Raw genomic sequence first — 16,667 nt, 5'->3', positions numbered from 1 at the left:
ATTAACCTGCATCCAGTAGTTCAAAATGACCGCTTTCCAGATCAACCTGGGTGCGGAACAGAAACTCCAGCGGATAAGGCACGCACCACAGGCGGCCTTTTATTTCAATCGATAACACATTGTGCAGGCTGAGCGACTTCAGATCGCTGACGCAGCGTACCTGCAGCCCCTGCGGCAGAATGCGCGGCTCGAAATGCAGAATGGCATCGGTCATTTTGCGCTGCATGTCCTGCCACTCAATGTCGGAGATGTTCTGTCCGGCCAGCGGCGCCACGCCAAAATTCCACACCGAGCGCTGCACTTCACCAAAGGCGCTGAGATCCTGCTGGGCTTCGTTGTTGATGGTGTTGAACAGCCACTGCAGATCGCGCAGCACGTGGCGGCGCAGCGTGCTGTGGGAAATCAGCGTGGTGTTGCTGGCTTCGCTCTGCTTGTCCGGCGCGTTGTCAGTCAGACGATCGAGTAACGAGGATTGCAGCTTGTCGCGCGCGGTTAGCGCATCGCGATTTTTACGCGCGCGGAAACCGCCATGCAGCTGGGCATAGCCGTCGTTGTGCGAGCTGTTATCACGGCTCATCGCTGCCGCCTGGCTGGAACGTCAGCTGCTGCAGCGTCAGCAGCGGATACTCGCCGCTGTCGCTCAGCCACAGCTTCTGGCCATGGCCGGTAAACTGGCTGTCATCGTGGCCCAGCGGCTGCCATTCCGTGACGCTGGCGCGCAGATAACGCTCATCCGCCCCCGGCAGTAGCGGATAGCGCACCGGGATCTGGCAAATCTGCTCGCTGCCATCCACCAGCTGCACGCGCGTATGGCGCCAGACCAAATCGGTCGCGCTGGCGGGCGCCTGAAATTCCATCTCGCGGATCGCGGCGAACGGAATCCAGTAGTAGCGGCCGTTGGCGATGGCTTCGCACACCGGCCCGAAGCGGCTGTCGCCGTCCATCAGCCACGCGAAGTCTGCCGTCTGTTCCTGCTGCTGCAGCTGGCCCGGATTGGCTTCGGCCTGCGCCAGCGCGGCAGCTCGTTGCTCCGCACCCAGCGCGAAGTCACCGCGGATGTCGGCGGTCAGCGCAGCCAGCAGGGTTTCACACCACGCCCACGCGCTGCCCGGCAGTTGCGGCTGCGCCGCGCCGCACAGTACCGCTTCACGCTGCTGCTCACCGGCAATGGCCTGCTGCAGTAAGGTGACGGTCGGCTGCGCCTGGGGCGTCAGCGCCAGCCACGATTGCAGCTGGGTTTGCGCGCGCGTCCAGTTGCCCGCCAGGCACAGCAGCTGCACAAACGCCGCGCGCAGGTCGGCATTGGCCGGACTGGCCTGAATCTGGCGGGTGATATCGGCGAGGTTATCGGCCAGTGAGGCACTGGCCAGGCGCGATTGTAACGACTCCATGCAAGCTCCTTTTGCGTTAGTTGATGGTGCGGTAAACCGCGGCAGCGGGATCTTTCAGCTCCGGATGCAACTGCTCTACCAGCTGGACTTTCAGCGGAGCGCTGGCGCTCAGCCACGGCGACCACACTTTGCGTACTTCCTGCAGCCGTGCGCGCAGTGCGCTCTCATCGGCGGCATCACTGGCGGGCATCTGCACCACCACCTGATCCGGTGCCTGCCAGCCATTGAACTGGCTGCTGAACGGCAGCACCAGCCAGCTGTCTGGCGACTTCTCGTTGCTCAGCACCATGCGTTCGCTGTTGACGGTAGTGATGCTGAGCTCGGCGCTCTGCTGTTTGTTATTCAGGCCGGCAATCGGGAAGCCCTGCAGGAACGTCACCACTACGCTTTTCGCCGCACCGTTGCCCATCTGCGTCAGGCTGCTGCGGCCGCTCAGCCAGCCATCCTGACCGCAGCTCAGCCCCTGTTTTGACGGCACGAACAGCGCGCTGGTCTGCGCCGGATGCTGCCACCAGGTGCGGAAGTGACAGCCGTCGAGCAGGCTGAACTGCAGCCACGGCGTGGTATCGGCCTGCGGCGAGTTGAGCACCGGCGCGGCAGGGGCAACCGCAGCGGTCTCTGGCTGCTGCACGGGCGCGGGCGGCGGCGTTACCACCGTTTGCCACTGCTGCGCTTTGGCAGCGCTGCCGCTGGCGATCGGGTTGCCGTCATCATCGTTGAGCGCCCAGTTGAGCTGCTGCAGCGCTTTACACTGCGATGCCATCAGCCCGGCGACGCGCGGCAGAAAATCCTCCAGCGCCGCGACGTTTTTCGCGCCGTGGGTGACGATGCGCAGATCAACATTGCGCTTACACCAGCTCGCCAGTTGGTTATCTTTCACGTCATCAATCCAGACATCCAGTTTCTGTGCCGGGGACTGCACGATGCGATAGTTCTCAGCAAATGCGTGCGTGCTGAGCAGCAGCGCAGCCAGACCCAGTAATCCATGTTTCATTTTGGCGTTCTCAATCTCGAAGAGGGAAAAACTGCGCCGCTTCGGACAGCGAGTGCAGTAAGGTGGTGTCCTGCGGTGAGCCAATCCAGACGGCCAGCGCGCTGAAGTTATCCTGCTGACCGTTATCCGGCTGACCGTTGCGGATGATTTGCTGCATCAGCGTCAGCCACTCTTCCGGTGTATTGACCATGTGCAGCGACTGCTGCATTTGCTCCAGCGTCACGCCGTGCCAGAAGCCATCGGTGCACAGTAAAAAGGCGTCGCCGTCTTCTATTTCCACCACATCGCTGTAGCTGGCGTCACGCTGCTCATCGCCCATGCCGAGGGCAAAATAGAGCAGGTTACTGTTGATACCTTCGGTCTGGTGGCCGGCATCTTTCATCTGCTGCACCAGGCTATGGTCGGTAGTCACGTGATAGAGGTAGCCGCGGCGAAACAGATACAGCCGGCTGTCGCCCGCATGCGCCCAGTAGGCCAGCTCGTAGTCGCGGTCGACAAACAGGCTGACCAGCGTGGTGCCCATGCGGCTGTGCTCGCTGCTGGCTTTCTGCTGCTGGCGAATCGCGTGATTCGCGTGGTTGACGTAGTTGCGAATCGACTGCGCATCCAGGTGCGCGTTACCGTCGAACGCCTCCATCAGGCTGCTGCGCGCGATGCGGGCGGCCACGTCGCCGCCGGGAAATCCTGCTACGCCGTCGCACACTACGAAGCAGGCTGAGCGTTCGCCGATTACCTCACCGGTTTGATCCTGATTGCTGGCGCGGTCGCCCTGATTCGACGTGGAAGCAATGGTGATATTCATGCGTCATCCGTGTGGGTTTGTGAATCTTTGTACTGATTAACTTCCAGGTCGTAGGCATGCAGGAAAGCTTCGCCGAACAGGGTATGGAAATCGTCCTCAATCTCGCCCGCCGTCTCGCCGTAGCGCTCAACAAAATGCTCCCACAGCGCGGCTTTGCGGCTGCCCGGCAGGCCGAGGCGCGACAGCGATCCCGCCTGGCGGGCTTCCTCTTCCAGCTGATCCGGATTAAAGGATTGCAGCATCGAAGCGATAATGGCGCGGATCCCGGCGATCATACCGAGCTGATGCGCCTGCAGATCGATCAGTGCATCACGCACCGCCTGACGCGGCGGCATGAAGCCCGGCATGCGGCTGCCAAACATCTGCATCAGCACGGTTTTGCCGGACGGCAGCAGTTTGAACGGGTTGTTGGCGTCGTCGAGGATCACCGTCATATCCGCTTTAACGCCACGCTTAAGAATCGAGCGTGACGACAGCAGCGCAACGGTGCCCTGCGAGAACATGCTGAGCATCTGGCCAAACTGCAGCATCTGCTCACGGTCGAACTGCGGCGTGGGCTGCAGATCGCGCAATCCCATGCCTTCCAGCAGTGCATCCAGCAGTTCGCCTTTCAGCGCGTCGCCGCTGCTGTGGCTGGCAGTCGCCTGGCTGGCGGGTGCCGCGTTCTGATGGCTGGAAGCCACCGGATCGATACGCAGCCGCCCTTTCGGCGTCGGCGACGGTACACGTTGCACCGCCTGCGGTGTGGGCAGCGTAATGCCGCCGTAATCCATCTGTGGCGCGACCGTCTCTGGCTGCTCCGCCTGCGGTTCGATCAGCGGCGAGGTGGCCTGAGTTTCGGTGTCAGCAAACAGTGGCGAACTGCTGAGATCCGCCAGCTTGACCGGTGCCGTCTCCGGCGAGGGTTCACCGGGCGTTTCCGGCTGGGCGACGGGCTGCGGTTGAATCGTCTGTGCCGGCGCGATCTCCGGCTGCGCCAGCGGAACCGCATTGCCCATCATCAGGCCGAGCGGATCGTCGTGGTTGCGCACGTCGCTGCTGCTCTGGCTGCCAAACAGGCTGAGCGGATCGAGCTCGGTGGCACTCTCGACCTGCGGCTGCGCGGTGGCATTCTGCTGCGCCGACAGCGTGCTGGGGGTGCGATCGTCGAAGATACTTTCCTGCGCAAACAGCGCATCGCCTTCATCGAACAGGCTGGTGTTTTTCGGCTGCTGGCCAATATCCAGCGGCGCATCGTTCACCAGCTGAGCCAGCGGATCCTCCGGATTGCGATCGAGGCTGGCCGGCGCGGTGAGCGGATTGGCCTCCGGCAGCACCTCGGCCGCTGCTTTGCGCTTCGACAGATCGTCAGAGATCGAGAACTCTTTGGCGAGACTGTCCCAGATCTCGCTGGGGATCGCGGCGGTGCTGGCATCCTTTTCCGCCGGTGGCGCATCAGCCATTACCGGCGCCTGCACCACCGGCTGCGGTGCCTGCGTGGCGGCCTGCGGCTGCTGCGCGCCGTTGAGATCGTTGACCAGCAGCTGGTAATCATCGATGCCCAGCACGTCGCCATCCTGTAATTCCACCTGACGCCCGCGCTCCAGCGGGATGTCATTGAGCAGCACGCGCGTCACGTTGCCCCGGTTGGTGAGGCGGCATTCGCCAGCGGCGGTGATATGCACAATCGCCTGCAGGCGAGAAATGGTGCGATCGTCATCCGGCAGCACCAGATTGTTGTCCACTCCGCGGCCAATGGTGCCGCCGGGCGGCATAAAGTCACAGCGGGTTTGCGGCGGCTGGTGGCCGGGTTTAGTCGTTATTATCGTAAAGCGCATAACGGGTTCCTGCGGTTAGCGGTTCGGCATCTATATTGCGCGGCTCTCCGGGAAAGACGCGGAATATAGGAAGCGGGTAATACGATGCTGTGTGCGATATCAGGTGATTGAGGCTGTGCTTTAAAACGCGATGCGCTGTGTCATATTTGTCATTTAGAATTTTCGTTGGCTTAGAAATGATTGCAATTTTGTAGCGGCACCATTTATTGCGCGATGAATCGCGCCGCTACAATATGTGCGCGGTGCAGTGTCAGTACACCGGTTCAAGACGATTAGCTGGGATGTAGCCAGATAATGAGCCTGTTAAATCCGGCTGGCTTTCATCATAATTTGCAACATAAACCCACTCTTTATTGATGGTTTTAATTTTCACCGGTGGCGTTTGTGCAGAAACGGTAGCGGCAGATTGACTACCTGATTCTGGCTGAGTAAATAACTCACTTTCCTGAATACCTTGTTTTAATCGCAGAGTAATTAACCACGGATAACTATCACACCCCTTGTCAACCGAAGCTTTGTTAATCTGTTGCGCTGTAAAGTTGATAAATGTCGCCCGATAGACATTATTATCACATTCAGTTGTTACTTTAAGATTATCTAACTCCAGCATTCCATATTGATCGACATGCCCTTCTTTATACTCAAAAAATTCATCCGAAACTTTCATGAAGTTTTTTATGATAAATGCATGCGATATCTTAGATGTTTCGAGATTGATTGTTTCATGAGAGCCATTTTCATTATCCACAATGAAGCGTAACTGAAGGTTTGGGAAGTTAATATTGTTATGCCATTCAGGTAACCAGTAGGCCTGCAGCGTACCATATTTAACAATATTGCCAGCCAGGGCGCAGTGGCTTATGAATAAATTTAAGAGTAATAATTTGAAGATCCCTTTCATTGTCGTTACCGCCAGGTCAGATGTTAAACAGGCTTGTTAATAGGGAAATTGCTTAAGCAATACTGTTCGCTCTTTATTGATGCGCACTATACAGATATTGGTTGCTACCTCGTGAGCGTTGCTCCCTTCCTCTGCATCAAAAGCTTCCAGTTTACACTGTCCATCACGGTACTTTAGCCAGCTACGTTGGGTATTTGTTAATGTGCTGAGGTAATCATCCGCCAGTTTTTTATCCGCGCGGTATGATGATGCAATCCGTTTTTTTGCCGCGGCGTATTCCTGATTCAACGCGTCTTCAGTTAACTGCTTCTCATGAAGCGTGCATTGATAAACTGCGCTATCTGAGGGTTCGCTGGAGCAGAGGACTGTAGCGAAAGCTGACTGACTTACGTATAAATACAAACAGATCAGAATCGGAGTTGTTTTCAACGTAAGTCTATCCAATTTAATTAACGGCTTCAATTTTAACCTCGAGTAACCATCTTGACCATTGGAATTAAAACCCTTAATTATTAATAACGTCGCCGCCTCATTCGGTTTTATGCACATACTATTTCATTGTGCCTACATCCTGAGCAATGACCTTATTTTTGTAAGTCACAATATAATCCCAGAGATTAACCCCCTTAACACTGGGATAAAATGAATATTCATATTCCCCGTTTTTAAACTGATAGCCCTGAAAGTCGCACACATCAGGGCAGCGAGTGTTAATCGCTTCGCCTTTAAGGGTAATAGAAGAATTATTTTTTAGACTTGAAGATTTGAGTGAAATATCATTACAGGTCAGGTTACCCTCTTTGCAATCATATTCAATTTTGGCATTGAAAGCCTTACCCTGAAAATGAAAAGTTGATTTAGCTAGCGCGAAACAGGGAATATTTAAAAGAACACAACATATATATAGAGCACGTTTATTTTTCATGATTTGACATCAGGGGAATCCGGTTTGAATTTTCGCGGCTCGATAGAGCCGCATTCAATTATTGCTGATAAGCCTTACGTAATGCTGCAATGTTCTTTAGGTATGAATTCTGAAACCTCACGGTCGTTTTTTCATCATAAATAAGATTATCATCTGAAGGTTCAACACCTACGATAAAATAAGCATTGCTATAACGTCCAGGAGCCTCCGTGGTGTAAACTACTGCAACCTTCACATTAGCATCATCTTTTTTCGATATTAATCCCACTGAATCAACTTTATGACAACCTACCGTTTCCCAGTCGCCCTGACCGACGGTTGGAATGAATGCATCGATTTTTTTACCATCTTTGCTCCAGCCTATAAAGCATACAGGTTGCACTTCTCTTACCCACCCTTTCCCCTGGATAAGCGTTCCTAAAACTGTACCATCTCTGGTTAAGCGAAAGGTCTGACTTTCATCTAACTGAACTCGACTCAAACCGTGCTGTTCCGCTTCATTCAAAATATTCTCTTTATAAGAATTTTCTTTAGAAGACGATAACGCCGTCGAAGCAGCAGCAATGTGGCTAGTCATAAGCAATACTATAAATGACATGAAGAAGCGTTTTTTCATACATACCTCAATCAATGATGCAATGCGTAGTCATAATTCCTGGATAATTTAACATCATAATCGTTCTGTTTATAGTTTTTCCCATTATAATGCCTTGCGAAACTGGCCCAGTTTTTGGTGCGGATAGCATTAAGTAATACAGGAGTATGTGAAACGTGATTTACGAAAGCATATACCTGACCAGAAATGGTGTTCATTCCCTGGACAAAAGCTTCAACATTGGCATAACCCGAAGTCGCATAATTACTTCCCATAATCTGAAAAGCTCCCCAGGACGCTGACTGTAATGCCGCGGTGCGATCAAGCGCGATAGCTTTGTTGAGCTTGCCATATTGTTCACTAAACTTTCCATAGACTTCATAAGGCTCCCCTGAAATATCCGGATGACTTTTATCATACTTTTTATTGGTCAAACGACTAAAATAGTGCCTCTCATATAAAATAGTGGGACGCCCCGAAGCATCGAAAGGACTCTGCTTGGTTTCCGACATCACGACAGCCTTAATGGCTGCTGGCTCACAATTTAATGCTTTTGCCATACTGATATACATTTCATCAGTAACCTGAGAAGCAGTAGTATCTAAATTAATTTTAATATTTTTTGCAGGTGTAATATTTCCATGTAATCTCCGCATAGTTGGCCCATGAGGTGAAATAATGCCATCGGGATTATTAAGCTTGACGACTTTTTCCTGAAAATCTTTTATCTTCGCAATCGTCTTTTCCCCGATATAACCATCTACTTTAAGCTCATTACCTGGCGTTGTTATAACACTGTTAGCATTTAGTAGTGACTGAACGGTTTTAACATCACGATATTTGTTAGGTTGCCTGATACCAACACCCTGACTGATTCTTATCGTACTCATGTAAAATCCCTCTTAATTCAGCTTTGAATCACATGGAAATACGCCCCCGCAGGGGCGTACTTATCAAGCTTCTTTATTGCTCTTGATATCCCAACCAGCACTGCTTTCTGCGCCTTTACCACCAGAAGTGCTCTGCTCCCAATACTGCTGTTTAACTTTAGCAGCCTGGAATGCATAAGTTACGCCTACAGTATCACCATTATCAGAACCGGTGTACTGAACAGATGTCACCAGAACATCTTCAAGCGTAATACGTGTATATTCAACCTGCTGACCACCAGCTTTGCAAACAGACACTTCTACTTTGTTTAAGTGTTTTCCGCTTGCACACGCTTTTAAAATAGCAGTGGTAGATTTGTCGATTAATGCTGTAATGTGCAGATCGTTAAAATTCACTTTACCTGCACCACCGCCGCCGCCAACAGACATATTACCCGGCTGGTTAGCACCCCAGTTGAAAGAGGTAATATCGGTCCAGCCGGTGTGGTTGGAGTCTTTAGACTCGCCGGTCACACCATCAACTTTTAAAAACATATCAATAGCCATAATTATCTTCTCTTGCTTGATTTACGTTCTGCTTTGATAAAGCATCGTTATGGCAAACAGGAAAGCATGGGGCTGAATAAAACAGTCCATATTTTACCTCTGCCTCGTTTTCTGAATATCGCTACATGGTTTATTCAGAGAGTGTTTTTATTGTCCCACTGGATGGAGCAATAAAAAATAGTGAATCCTTTAGTTCCTCGATATTAATATCGAAACGTGGAGCCGGCTCGCAAATAAGCGTTCTGCATCTGCACGGTAACTGCGAAGCTTTGTGAGCATTCAGACCGCCATACATGACGGCCTGATGCAGTTAATCAATTCTCGTTCGATTTGAGTGAAGGCAGTTTAGATACCAGACGCAGTGACACCGTCAGGCCTTCCAGCTGGTAGTGCGGACGCAGGAAGAATTTCGCAGCGTAGTAGCCCGGGTTATCTTCCTGCTCTTCCACGCTCACCTCGGCGGCAGCCAGCGGCTTACGCGATTTGGTTTCCTGTGACGAGTTCGCCGGGTCACCGTCGACATAGCTCATCACCCAATCGTTCAGCCAGCGCTCCATTTCATCACGCTCGCGGAATGAACCGATCTTGTCGCGCACGATGCACTTGAGGTAGTGCGCGAAGCGGCAGCAGGCAAACAGATACGGCAGGCGTGCAGCCAGACGTGCGTTGGCGGTCGCATCGGCATCATGATATTCCGCAGGCTTTTGCAGCGACTGCGCACCAATAAAGGCAGCAAAGTCGGAGTTTTTGCGGTGCACCAGCGGCATAAAGCCGTTTTTCGCCAGCTCGGCTTCACGACGATCGCTGATGGCAATCTCCGTCGGGCACTTCATGTCTACGCCGCCGTCATCACTCGGGAAGGTGTGGCACGGCAGGTTTTCAACCGCACCGCCAGACTCGACGCCGCGGATCGCAGTGCACCAGCCGTACTCTTTGAACGAACGGTTGATGTTGGCTGCCATGGCGTAGGCGGCGTTGCTCCAGGTGTAGCCGTTGTGATTTGAGCCATCGGTCTGCTCTTCAAAATCAAAGCTATCCACCGGATTGGTGCGAATGCCATACGGCAGGCGCGCCAGGAAGCGCGGCATGACCAGGCCCAGATAGCGGGCATCTTCCGATTCACGCAGACTGCGCCAGGCGGCATATTCGGTGTTCTGGAAGATTTTGGTCAGATCGCGCGGGTTCGCCAGCTCCTGCCATGACTCCATCTGCATGACGGTCGGCGCGGTACCGGTGATGAACGGGCAGTGTGCCGCCGCGCTGATACGCGCCATTTCGCCCAGCAGCTCCACGTCCTGCGGGCTGTGATCGAAATAGTAATCGCCCACCAGGCAGCCAAACGGTTCGCCACCGAACTGACCGTACTCCTGCTCATAAATCTTCTTAAACAGCGGACTCTGATCCCAGCCAGCGCCTTTAAAACGCTTCAGGCTGCGTCCCAGCTCCTGCTTGGAGATGCTCATGAAACGGATTTTCAGCATCTCGTCGGTTTCGGTGTTGTTCACCAGGTAGCTCAGACCCCGCCACGCGCTCTCCAGCTGCTGAAACTCTTCATGATGAATAATCTGGTTGATCTGCTGTGACAGCTTGTCGTCAATCTCAGCGATCAGCGCCTGGATGGTGCGATAGGTATCATTCGAGATGGTGACGGTGTTTTCCAGCGCCTGCTGCGCCAGCGTCTTCACGGCACTTTCGACGGCGGCACGCGCCTGATCGCTGGTTGGACGAAATTCTTTGTTCAGCAGGGCGCTGAGTTCATTCTCGCTGTAGTGCGAGGCGCCCTGTTGCTGCTGATGCGAAGACTGGGTCATGATTACTCCTCCTTACCTTCAGCGCTTTCATCCTGCTTCGGCAGATGGGTCAGCGCTTTTAACAGCGTTGGATCCTGCAGAATCTTACCGATCAGCTCTTCCGCACCGTTTTTGCCGTCCATGTAGGTCAGCAGATTCGAAAGCTGGGTACGCGCTTCCAGCAGGTTGCTCAGCGGTTCGACTTTGCGGGCAATCGCATCCGGTGAGAAATCGTCCATGCTCTCAAAGGTCAGTTCGACGTTAAGTTTGCCTTCGCCGTTGAGCGTGTTATCCACCTGAAACGCCGCGCGCGGCTTCAGCGCTTTCATGCGCTCATCGAAGTTATCGATATCAATTCCCAGGAATTTACGCTCATCAAGGCTCGCCTGCGGCTCGAGTGGTTTACCGACCAGGTCCGCCATGACGCCCATCACAAACGGCAGCTGAATTTTGCGTTCCGCGCCATAAATTTCCACGTCATATTCAATCTGAACGCGAGGCGCGCGATTGCGGGCAATGAACTTCTGCCCACTGGATTTCGTTGGTGCCATGGTTTTCTCCATTAAGGGTGCGCGGGTAAAGTTTCGCAGGAGGCGCGCAGGTCTCGCTGCGTTGAGTTGTTACGCTCGCTTAGTCGCGGCGTCCAAAGATATTTTCCAGCTGATGCACGCCGTCTGGCGCCAGATCGCGGATGATGTCCATAAAATCGAGCTCAATTAGCCGCTGTACGCGGTCGATCATTAGCGGTGCCGGATGGCTGGGTTCGTGCTGAGCAAAGTAGTGCTTCACCTTCTCCAGCATCAGTTGCGCATCGGCGCGCGAACTGATTTGCACGCTGCGCCAGTCAGCCGTGCGAACCGCTGCGGCGGGCGCGGCGACGCTCGGTTCCGGCGGCGGCTCTGTTACCACGGCCGGCTGCAGCGTGCTGAGGTCAGTGGCCTGACAGCGTTCGGCGATCATGGCGATCTGCCTGCGCAGCTGCGACAGCTCCGGCACCGCCGCTTCACCCAGCTGTTCGGTCAGGGTTTCGGTAATGGTTTGCAAACGCTCACTTATCTGTAGAACCGCTTCAATACCGGGCTGCTCGCCGCGCGCCAGCTCATCGGTCAGGCGCGGCAGACCGCCAGGATAGTCCGCGACTTCGGTCTTGCTGCCGTCGCACAGCGCTGCGGCATCGCGCAGCGTGATGCCATCCGAGGCGTAGCGCAGCAGCCAGCTCTGGCGTACTGCGCTGCTCAGCGCCGATTTATCGCCCAGCAGCGCCACCGCGTTGATGCGGTAAAACGGATCCTGTTCGCCGTACTCTTCCAGTCGCGGCCACAGCGGCTCCCAGTACAGCAGCAGTGCCTGCTCAATCAGCTTCAGTCCCTGCGCATAGCCCGGCAGCCCTTTCAACTCGGTCCAGGCGTGAGTAAGCGCCAACATCACTCGCAGGTCTTTGCTGCGGCTGAGCAAGTCAATCGCCAGCTTTTCGACTTTATTCCAGTCGGCTGATTCAGCCGGGATAATGGTCTCGCCAAATTGCTGTTCGGCTTTACCGGTACTGGCCTGCTCCATCGCCTGGTAATCCGCGTGATACTCCAGGTTGTCGCCGCAGGGGTTATCACTGCTGACCGGCGCCAGCAGCGCGTCAATATTCATCGTCATAGCGGTTGGCCTCAGGATTCAAACATCGGAGGATAAAGTCCGTTTCGTCCGGGTTTTGCCCCGCCGGCCGGGTCGAACAGCAGTGAGAACAGCTGTGCGGTGAAGTTGCCGCTGTGCACCTGGGTGTAAAGCGGGAAACCGTCGCTCTGGTTTGTCCACCAGAAGCTGGTGTAAAACTGCGGATCGAAGCTGTCACCCGGCAGTTTCCAGTTGAGCGTTGACGGCTCGCCGTCGCCAATCACCTGTAAAATGTCCGATTGTTCGCCGTCAGTTTGCGGCTGCTGGGGCTGCGGAATACTCAGCAGCGCCTGGTCGAGCTGCTCTGGCGTACCGCCGTTTTGCACCACGCGCAGCAGCATATTGCCGACCTGCTGATACCACTCACCCGAGCGGGCCAGCAGCGCCGGTGACCACTCGGCAGGGGTAAAATGGCGCAGCGCGCACAGCGGATAGTTGCGGCCGACGCTGTCGCGGGCGGCAATCAGGCAGCCCATCTGGATCAGCTGACTGCCGAGCATCGGCGGCACGACAAAATTCCACACCGGCGCTTTGAGAAAGGCGCGCGGCGGGGCGTTTTTACTCTCTTCACTGGTTTGCCAGTGATGCAGTCCGACCTGAAACCAGTTCGACCACTGCCGGTACAGCACATCGGGGAAGCGTCGCTTCACAAAGTCACCCGAGCTGGGCAATTTGCCGTACCAGCCGGGTGCTGCGTAATGAGTCATTATCAGGTCCTGTTTCAGGGGCAGCTAAAGCCGGGAAGCTGGAACGGGTTACGAATACTGCCAGGGGTGAACGACAACGTGACCTGATGGCCATCGACGTTAAAACTGGCCTCGCGGGTCAGGCCACCGACCGCGGTTAAACGAGCGCGATCGAAGAAGCGGTTCAGCGCCCACGGACCGCTGGTCACCAGCGTTGAGGTGGTGCCGTTGGTCAGGCCAAGCTGCATGCGCACCTGACTGGTGCCGCCTGGTCCGGGCCAGCTCACCATCTGCACCGCCTGCGGGCCGTGGCTGTAACGCAGAATCTGGCCATCGACGTCGAGCGTCAGGTTGAGAATGTCGTTATCCATTTTCACCGTACGCAGCGTGACGCGGAACGACGGCGTGGTCGCCCCGTTAGCAAAGAAGGCATCACGAATCGACTGCGCCTGCTGGAACGGACGCAGCAGCGCCTCACCGCCCGGCAGCGTTTTGCCGTCGATACCAGGCGTGAAACGCCACGCCGCGTTGGTGGTATCCACTTTGCTGGCCAGATTATCGCGGAAGAAGCTGTCCATCAGCCCGCTGCCCGGCGCGAACATGCGCGCCAGATCGTCCGGCGTCACTTCGCTGCGCGCATTGCGCACCAGCGGATAACGGCCGGCAATCGCCTGGCGGCAGAAGCTGCCCACTTCCATGGTGATGCGCTTGCGCACGTTATCCATATCGCGGCGCTGTGCATCGCTGCTGGCGCCCACGGCCATGCTGGAAACCATATTCTGCAGCGAACCCGGTAAGCGACCGGCGCTGGCCTGCAGGCGACTGATGGCATCGCCGGACGGCGGCGGCATGCCGCTATTGGCGGCGTCCTGCACCGCCGTCAGATAGCGGTAGAGATCGTCGATCTGATGCAGAAAATCATCCACCGCCAGCACTTTACTGCCCTGCTGCAGCGGCTGTGCCAGCTCCAGCACAGGCGCGAAGTGCACCGCCACCGCCTGCTCCGGTGCCTGCTGGGCTGAGCCCTGGCCCGGCGCCGCGCTGGCTTTGGAGGAACTGAACAGCGCTTCTAAAGTGCGCGTGGCGCTGTTGCCCGTCGCCGGCTGTGCCTGGGCACTTTGCTCATCCGGCTGTGCGCGGTTCAGCGTCAGCAGCTTACTGAGGTTAACCACCAGCTGGCGCAGCGGCGAGTGGTTGCCCGACAGCAGACGTGCGGTGTTGATGCGCTGTGACAAATCCGCGCTGCTGTTGAGCTGGATATCGCTGAGGAACTGCTCCCACTGGCGGATGTAATCCTGCACGTAGAGCTGGCGCACCGCGAGGTCGGTCTGCTGACTGTTCTCCGGTGACGCAACGCCGCCCAGCACCCAGACATCATCCTGGAATAGCGCCTGCGTGACCGGTGCGATTTGTTTATCGACGTGCTGCCAATAACCGTCTGGCGTGAACAGGCCGGCCACGCCGTCATTGACTGATTTGCCGCTTTTGCGTGAAAACACCAGCTCACTCTGCGGCCCGCCCAGCGCCGCGAGGGTGACCGGTTGCAGGCTGCCGTCACGCTGCAGCAGGCGCTTTAGACGTCCGTAGACGCGCTGCGACAGCGGCATTTGGTTAATCAGCGCCTGCTCGCGCTTTACCAGCGCATCATCCTTCGCGTATGGCGAGGACTGAATCTGTGTCTCCAGCAGCTGCTGCAGATGCCACGCCAGCTGTTTCACTTCCTGCTGCGTCACATTTTGTGGCAGTTCGCGGCTAATATTCAGCATCAGCCAGGCATGCAGGAATTTGCCGTCATAATGTTTTGGCTGATACAGCATCTGGTAAGCTTTCAGCGCTTCGTAGCTGTAATCCGCATCGCTGCCGTTGTCGTTGCGCAGCCAGCGGGTGATGTTTTGCGCCACCTGCGGCAGCAGCAGCTGTTTCAGCGCTTTGTCATACAGGGTGCGCGTGGCGTCGCTGACTTCGGTACCGCGATACAGCCCCATGCGGCGCGTCAGCGGGGGATCTTCCAGCGAGAAGTCGGCGCTTTTCGGCAGCTGCAGCAGCGTGTTGAGATACGGCACCAGCGCAAACAGATCGCCATTGCCCTGGCGTTCCAGCTGTTGTCCCAGCTGTTCCACCTGCGGCGTTTTACCCGCCATCTCCTTTAAATAGGCTTTATTTTTGCTGTAGCTGGTGAGCCACAGCGCTCCGGCAATCAGTACCAGCACCAGCAGCGCCAGATAGCCGGACCACAATCCGGCGCGATTGCGCAGCTCCCACCAGCGGTTACTGCCCGCCAGGCCCGACTCCTGGAAGATGACATTTTCCAGCACGCCTTTCAGGAAGAAGCTCTGGCCTTTGTTCGGCGGGATCGGTGACTCTTTGTCGACCTGGTCCCAGCTGCCGGACTCGCTGCTGCGCTGTCCCGGCAGATGCAGGGCGCGGCTCAGCTCGCCCATCACGCGGTCAAACGGCAGTCCTTCCTGCGTCCCGCTGGCGAAATAGATACCGCGCGGCGCAAACTGGGTTTCGAAATCCGAACGGGCAAACAGCGTATCCAGCGCCTCCGCCAGCAGCGGCCGCAGCGCGGCGAACTCCTGCGGAAACAGATAGCTCTCCGCCCGTGCCTGCGCATCGCTTTCCGCTAACAGCGTATCGGCCAGGCCGGCATCCAGACGCTGCTGCAGCAGTGAATACTCCTGCTGAAACTGACTGTTGAGCTCAAACTCTGCGGTCGACGCCTGCGCCCACGGGAAGGTAAAGCCCCAGATTTGCTCGCGCTGGGTTTTATCCAGCGCAGCGAAGTAGCTGCGGAAGCCTTTGAGCAGGTCGGTTTTGGTGACCAGCACATAAACCGGGAAGCGAATGCCAAGGCGATCGTGCAGCTCCATCAGCCGCTGACGCAGTGCGATCGCCTGATTGCGCTGCGCTTCCGGCGATTGCGTCAGTAAATCGGAGACGCTGAGCGTGACAATCACGCCATTGACGGGCTGACGGCCGCGATATTTGCGCAGCAGGTCGAGAAAGTGATGCCACTCGCTGGCGTCGCGCTCCTGCTGACTCTCCTGGGTGGTATAGCGGCCAGCGGTATCCAGCAGCACCGCTTCGTTGGTGAACCACCAGTCGCAGTTGCGCGTGCCGCCGATGCCGCGCAGCGCCGCTTTGCCGAACTTGTCCGCCAGCGGGAACTGCAGCCCGGAGTTGACCAGCGCGGTGGTTTTACCGGCACCCGGAGCGCCAATGATCATGTACCACGGCAGCTGGTAGAGGTATTGATGGCTGAAGCGCTGCGCCCAGAAAGGCGCGCCCTTGCTGCTGGCGCGCTGGAAGTGCGCTTTTTTCAGCATGTCGGTGGCTTCGGAGAAACGGCTCGCCAGCACCTGTTCTTCATTGGTCAGGCGTTTGCGGTCCTGCTCCGGCGCATCGCTTTTGCTGGTTTCGAGGCTCGACATCAGTTTGCGGTTGAGCCAGAAGTTATACAGGCGCGGAATCGCCTGGCTCAGCCCCCAGACCAGATAGAGCAGCGCAATACTGATGATGCGGTTCTGCTCTGGCTCCAGCGGCCGCGAGTCGACAATGGAAAACACCGGGCCAATCACCCAGATGATAAAGGAGAGCGCGGTAATGCCGACAAAACCCCAGGCGAGGCGGCTGGTCAGCACCGCAAAAAGCATATTCAGCAT

The 16,667-nt window shown here is 56.1% G+C and carries 16 protein-coding genes; all 16 read right to left on the bottom strand.

Going from position 1 to position 16,667, the window contains the following annotated elements; all coding sequences use genetic code 11:
* Position 1 precedes the first annotated feature (1 nt).
* The 16 genes from tssE to tssM all read right to left on the bottom strand — a co-directional run bounded on the left by tssE (position 2) and on the right by tssM (position 16,667).
* Positions 2-577: a type VI secretion system baseplate subunit TssE gene (gene tssE, locus F3J36_RS21650; protein ID WP_021506795.1), complete on the bottom strand. Its 576-nt coding sequence runs from the start codon at positions 575-577 to the stop codon at positions 2-4.
* Positions 567-1,391, bottom strand: coding sequence for a type VI secretion system accessory protein TagJ (locus tag F3J36_RS21645; protein ID WP_166720568.1), 825 nt, complete (start codon positions 1,389-1,391; stop codon positions 567-569). Before F3J36_RS21645 ends, tssE begins: the two co-directional genes overlap by 11 nt.
* 16 nt (positions 1,392-1,407) lie before the next feature.
* Positions 1,408-2,385 carry a hypothetical protein gene (locus tag F3J36_RS21640; protein WP_058771450.1) on the bottom strand — a complete coding sequence of 326 codons (978 nt, stop codon included), beginning with the start codon at positions 2,383-2,385 and terminating at the stop codon, positions 1,408-1,410.
* 10 nt (positions 2,386-2,395) lie between these two features.
* Positions 2,396-3,187, bottom strand: a complete 792-nt coding sequence (locus F3J36_RS21635; RefSeq protein WP_021506792.1) for a PP2C family serine/threonine-protein phosphatase — start codon at positions 3,185-3,187, stop codon at positions 2,396-2,398.
* Complete coding sequence (gene tagH, locus F3J36_RS21630) at positions 3,184-5,004, bottom strand: type VI secretion system-associated FHA domain protein TagH (RefSeq protein WP_166720567.1); 1,821 nt, start codon at positions 5,002-5,004, stop codon at positions 3,184-3,186. The genes F3J36_RS21635 and tagH overlap by 4 nt, the downstream gene beginning before the upstream one ends.
* A gap of 250 nt (positions 5,005-5,254) precedes the next feature.
* Positions 5,255-5,905 carry a hypothetical protein gene (locus F3J36_RS21625; protein WP_166720566.1) on the bottom strand — a complete coding sequence of 217 codons (651 nt, stop codon included), beginning with the start codon at positions 5,903-5,905 and terminating at the stop codon, positions 5,255-5,257.
* A 36-nt stretch (positions 5,906-5,941) separates the two neighbouring features.
* Positions 5,942-6,454, bottom strand: a complete 513-nt coding sequence (locus F3J36_RS21620; protein ID WP_166720565.1) for a lysozyme inhibitor LprI family protein — start codon at positions 6,452-6,454, stop codon at positions 5,942-5,944.
* A gap of 1 nt (position 6,455) precedes the next feature.
* Positions 6,456-6,830 carry a hypothetical protein gene (locus F3J36_RS21615; protein WP_166720564.1) on the bottom strand — a complete coding sequence of 125 codons (375 nt, stop codon included), beginning with the start codon at positions 6,828-6,830 and terminating at the stop codon, positions 6,456-6,458.
* Between the two features lie 58 nt (positions 6,831-6,888).
* Positions 6,889-7,446, bottom strand: a complete 558-nt coding sequence (locus F3J36_RS21610) for a hypothetical protein (protein WP_166720563.1) — start codon at positions 7,444-7,446, stop codon at positions 6,889-6,891.
* An 11-nt stretch (positions 7,447-7,457) separates the two neighbouring features.
* Complete coding sequence (locus F3J36_RS21605) at positions 7,458-8,315, bottom strand: N-acetylmuramidase domain-containing protein (RefSeq protein WP_166720562.1); 858 nt, start codon at positions 8,313-8,315, stop codon at positions 7,458-7,460.
* A gap of 63 nt (positions 8,316-8,378) precedes the next feature.
* Positions 8,379-8,861, bottom strand: a complete 483-nt coding sequence (locus F3J36_RS21600) for a type VI secretion system tube protein Hcp (RefSeq protein ID WP_166720561.1) — start codon at positions 8,859-8,861, stop codon at positions 8,379-8,381.
* A 314-nt stretch (positions 8,862-9,175) separates the two neighbouring features.
* The gene (gene tssC, locus F3J36_RS21595; RefSeq protein WP_021506787.1) at positions 9,176-10,672 is read right to left on the bottom strand and encodes a type VI secretion system contractile sheath large subunit; all 1,497 of its coding nucleotides are present in this window, start codon (positions 10,670-10,672) and stop codon (positions 9,176-9,178) included.
* Positions 10,673-10,674: 2 nt separating this feature from the next.
* On the bottom strand, positions 10,675-11,202 hold the full coding sequence (gene tssB / locus F3J36_RS21590) for a type VI secretion system contractile sheath small subunit (RefSeq protein WP_166720560.1): 528 nt from the start codon (positions 11,200-11,202) through the stop codon (positions 10,675-10,677).
* 79 nt (positions 11,203-11,281) lie between these two features.
* Positions 11,282-12,292, bottom strand: coding sequence for a type VI secretion system protein TssA (gene tssA / locus F3J36_RS21585; protein WP_058757231.1), 1,011 nt, complete (start codon positions 12,290-12,292; stop codon positions 11,282-11,284).
* A 17-nt stretch (positions 12,293-12,309) separates the two neighbouring features.
* Positions 12,310-13,023, bottom strand: coding sequence for a type VI secretion system-associated protein TagF (gene tagF / locus F3J36_RS21580; RefSeq protein WP_166720559.1), 714 nt, complete (start codon positions 13,021-13,023; stop codon positions 12,310-12,312).
* 14 nt (positions 13,024-13,037) lie between these two features.
* Positions 13,038-16,667, bottom strand: coding sequence for a type VI secretion system membrane subunit TssM (gene tssM, locus F3J36_RS21575; RefSeq protein ID WP_166720558.1), 3,630 nt, complete (start codon positions 16,665-16,667; stop codon positions 13,038-13,040).

Source organism: Pantoea sp. Cy-640, assembly GCF_011752635.1.
Lineage (GTDB): Bacteria > Pseudomonadota > Gammaproteobacteria > Enterobacterales > Enterobacteriaceae > Pantoea > Pantoea dispersa.
Note: the sequence above shows the minus strand (reverse complement) of the source record. Positions and strands in the feature narration are given on the sequence as shown.

What these genes read in the sequence shown, in the direction of transcription:
- tssE (WP_021506795.1), bottom strand. Translation starts at nt 577, where the DNA reads ATGAGCCGTGATAACAGCTCGCACAACGACGGCTATGCCCAGCTGCAT.
- F3J36_RS21645 (WP_166720568.1), bottom strand. Translation starts at nt 1,391, where the DNA reads ATGGAGTCGTTACAATCGCGCCTGGCCAGTGCCTCACTGGCCGATAAC.
- F3J36_RS21640 (WP_058771450.1), bottom strand. Translation starts at nt 2,385, where the DNA reads ATGAAACATGGATTACTGGGTCTGGCTGCGCTGCTGCTCAGCACGCAC.
- F3J36_RS21635 (WP_021506792.1), bottom strand. Translation starts at nt 3,187, where the DNA reads ATGAATATCACCATTGCTTCCACGTCGAATCAGGGCGACCGCGCCAGC.
- tagH (WP_166720567.1), bottom strand. Translation starts at nt 5,004, where the DNA reads ATGCGCTTTACGATAATAACGACTAAACCCGGCCACCAGCCGCCGCAA.
- F3J36_RS21625 (WP_166720566.1), bottom strand. Translation starts at nt 5,905, where the DNA reads ATGAAAGGGATCTTCAAATTATTACTCTTAAATTTATTCATAAGCCAC.
- F3J36_RS21620 (WP_166720565.1), bottom strand. Translation starts at nt 6,454, where the DNA reads ATGTGCATAAAACCGAATGAGGCGGCGACGTTATTAATAATTAAGGGT.
- F3J36_RS21615 (WP_166720564.1), bottom strand. Translation starts at nt 6,830, where the DNA reads ATGAAAAATAAACGTGCTCTATATATATGTTGTGTTCTTTTAAATATT.
- F3J36_RS21610 (WP_166720563.1), bottom strand. Translation starts at nt 7,446, where the DNA reads ATGAAAAAACGCTTCTTCATGTCATTTATAGTATTGCTTATGACTAGC.
- F3J36_RS21605 (WP_166720562.1), bottom strand. Translation starts at nt 8,315, where the DNA reads ATGAGTACGATAAGAATCAGTCAGGGTGTTGGTATCAGGCAACCTAAC.
- F3J36_RS21600 (WP_166720561.1), bottom strand. Translation starts at nt 8,861, where the DNA reads ATGGCTATTGATATGTTTTTAAAAGTTGATGGTGTGACCGGCGAGTCT.
- tssC (WP_021506787.1), bottom strand. Translation starts at nt 10,672, where the DNA reads ATGACCCAGTCTTCGCATCAGCAGCAACAGGGCGCCTCGCACTACAGC.
- tssB (WP_166720560.1), bottom strand. Translation starts at nt 11,202, where the DNA reads ATGGCACCAACGAAATCCAGTGGGCAGAAGTTCATTGCCCGCAATCGC.
- tssA (WP_058757231.1), bottom strand. Translation starts at nt 12,292, where the DNA reads ATGAATATTGACGCGCTGCTGGCGCCGGTCAGCAGTGATAACCCCTGC.
- tagF (WP_166720559.1), bottom strand. Translation starts at nt 13,023, where the DNA reads ATGACTCATTACGCAGCACCCGGCTGGTACGGCAAATTGCCCAGCTCG.
- tssM (WP_166720558.1), bottom strand. Translation starts at nt 16,667, where the DNA reads ATGCTGAATATGCTTTTTGCGGTGCTGACCAGCCGCCTCGCCTGGGGT.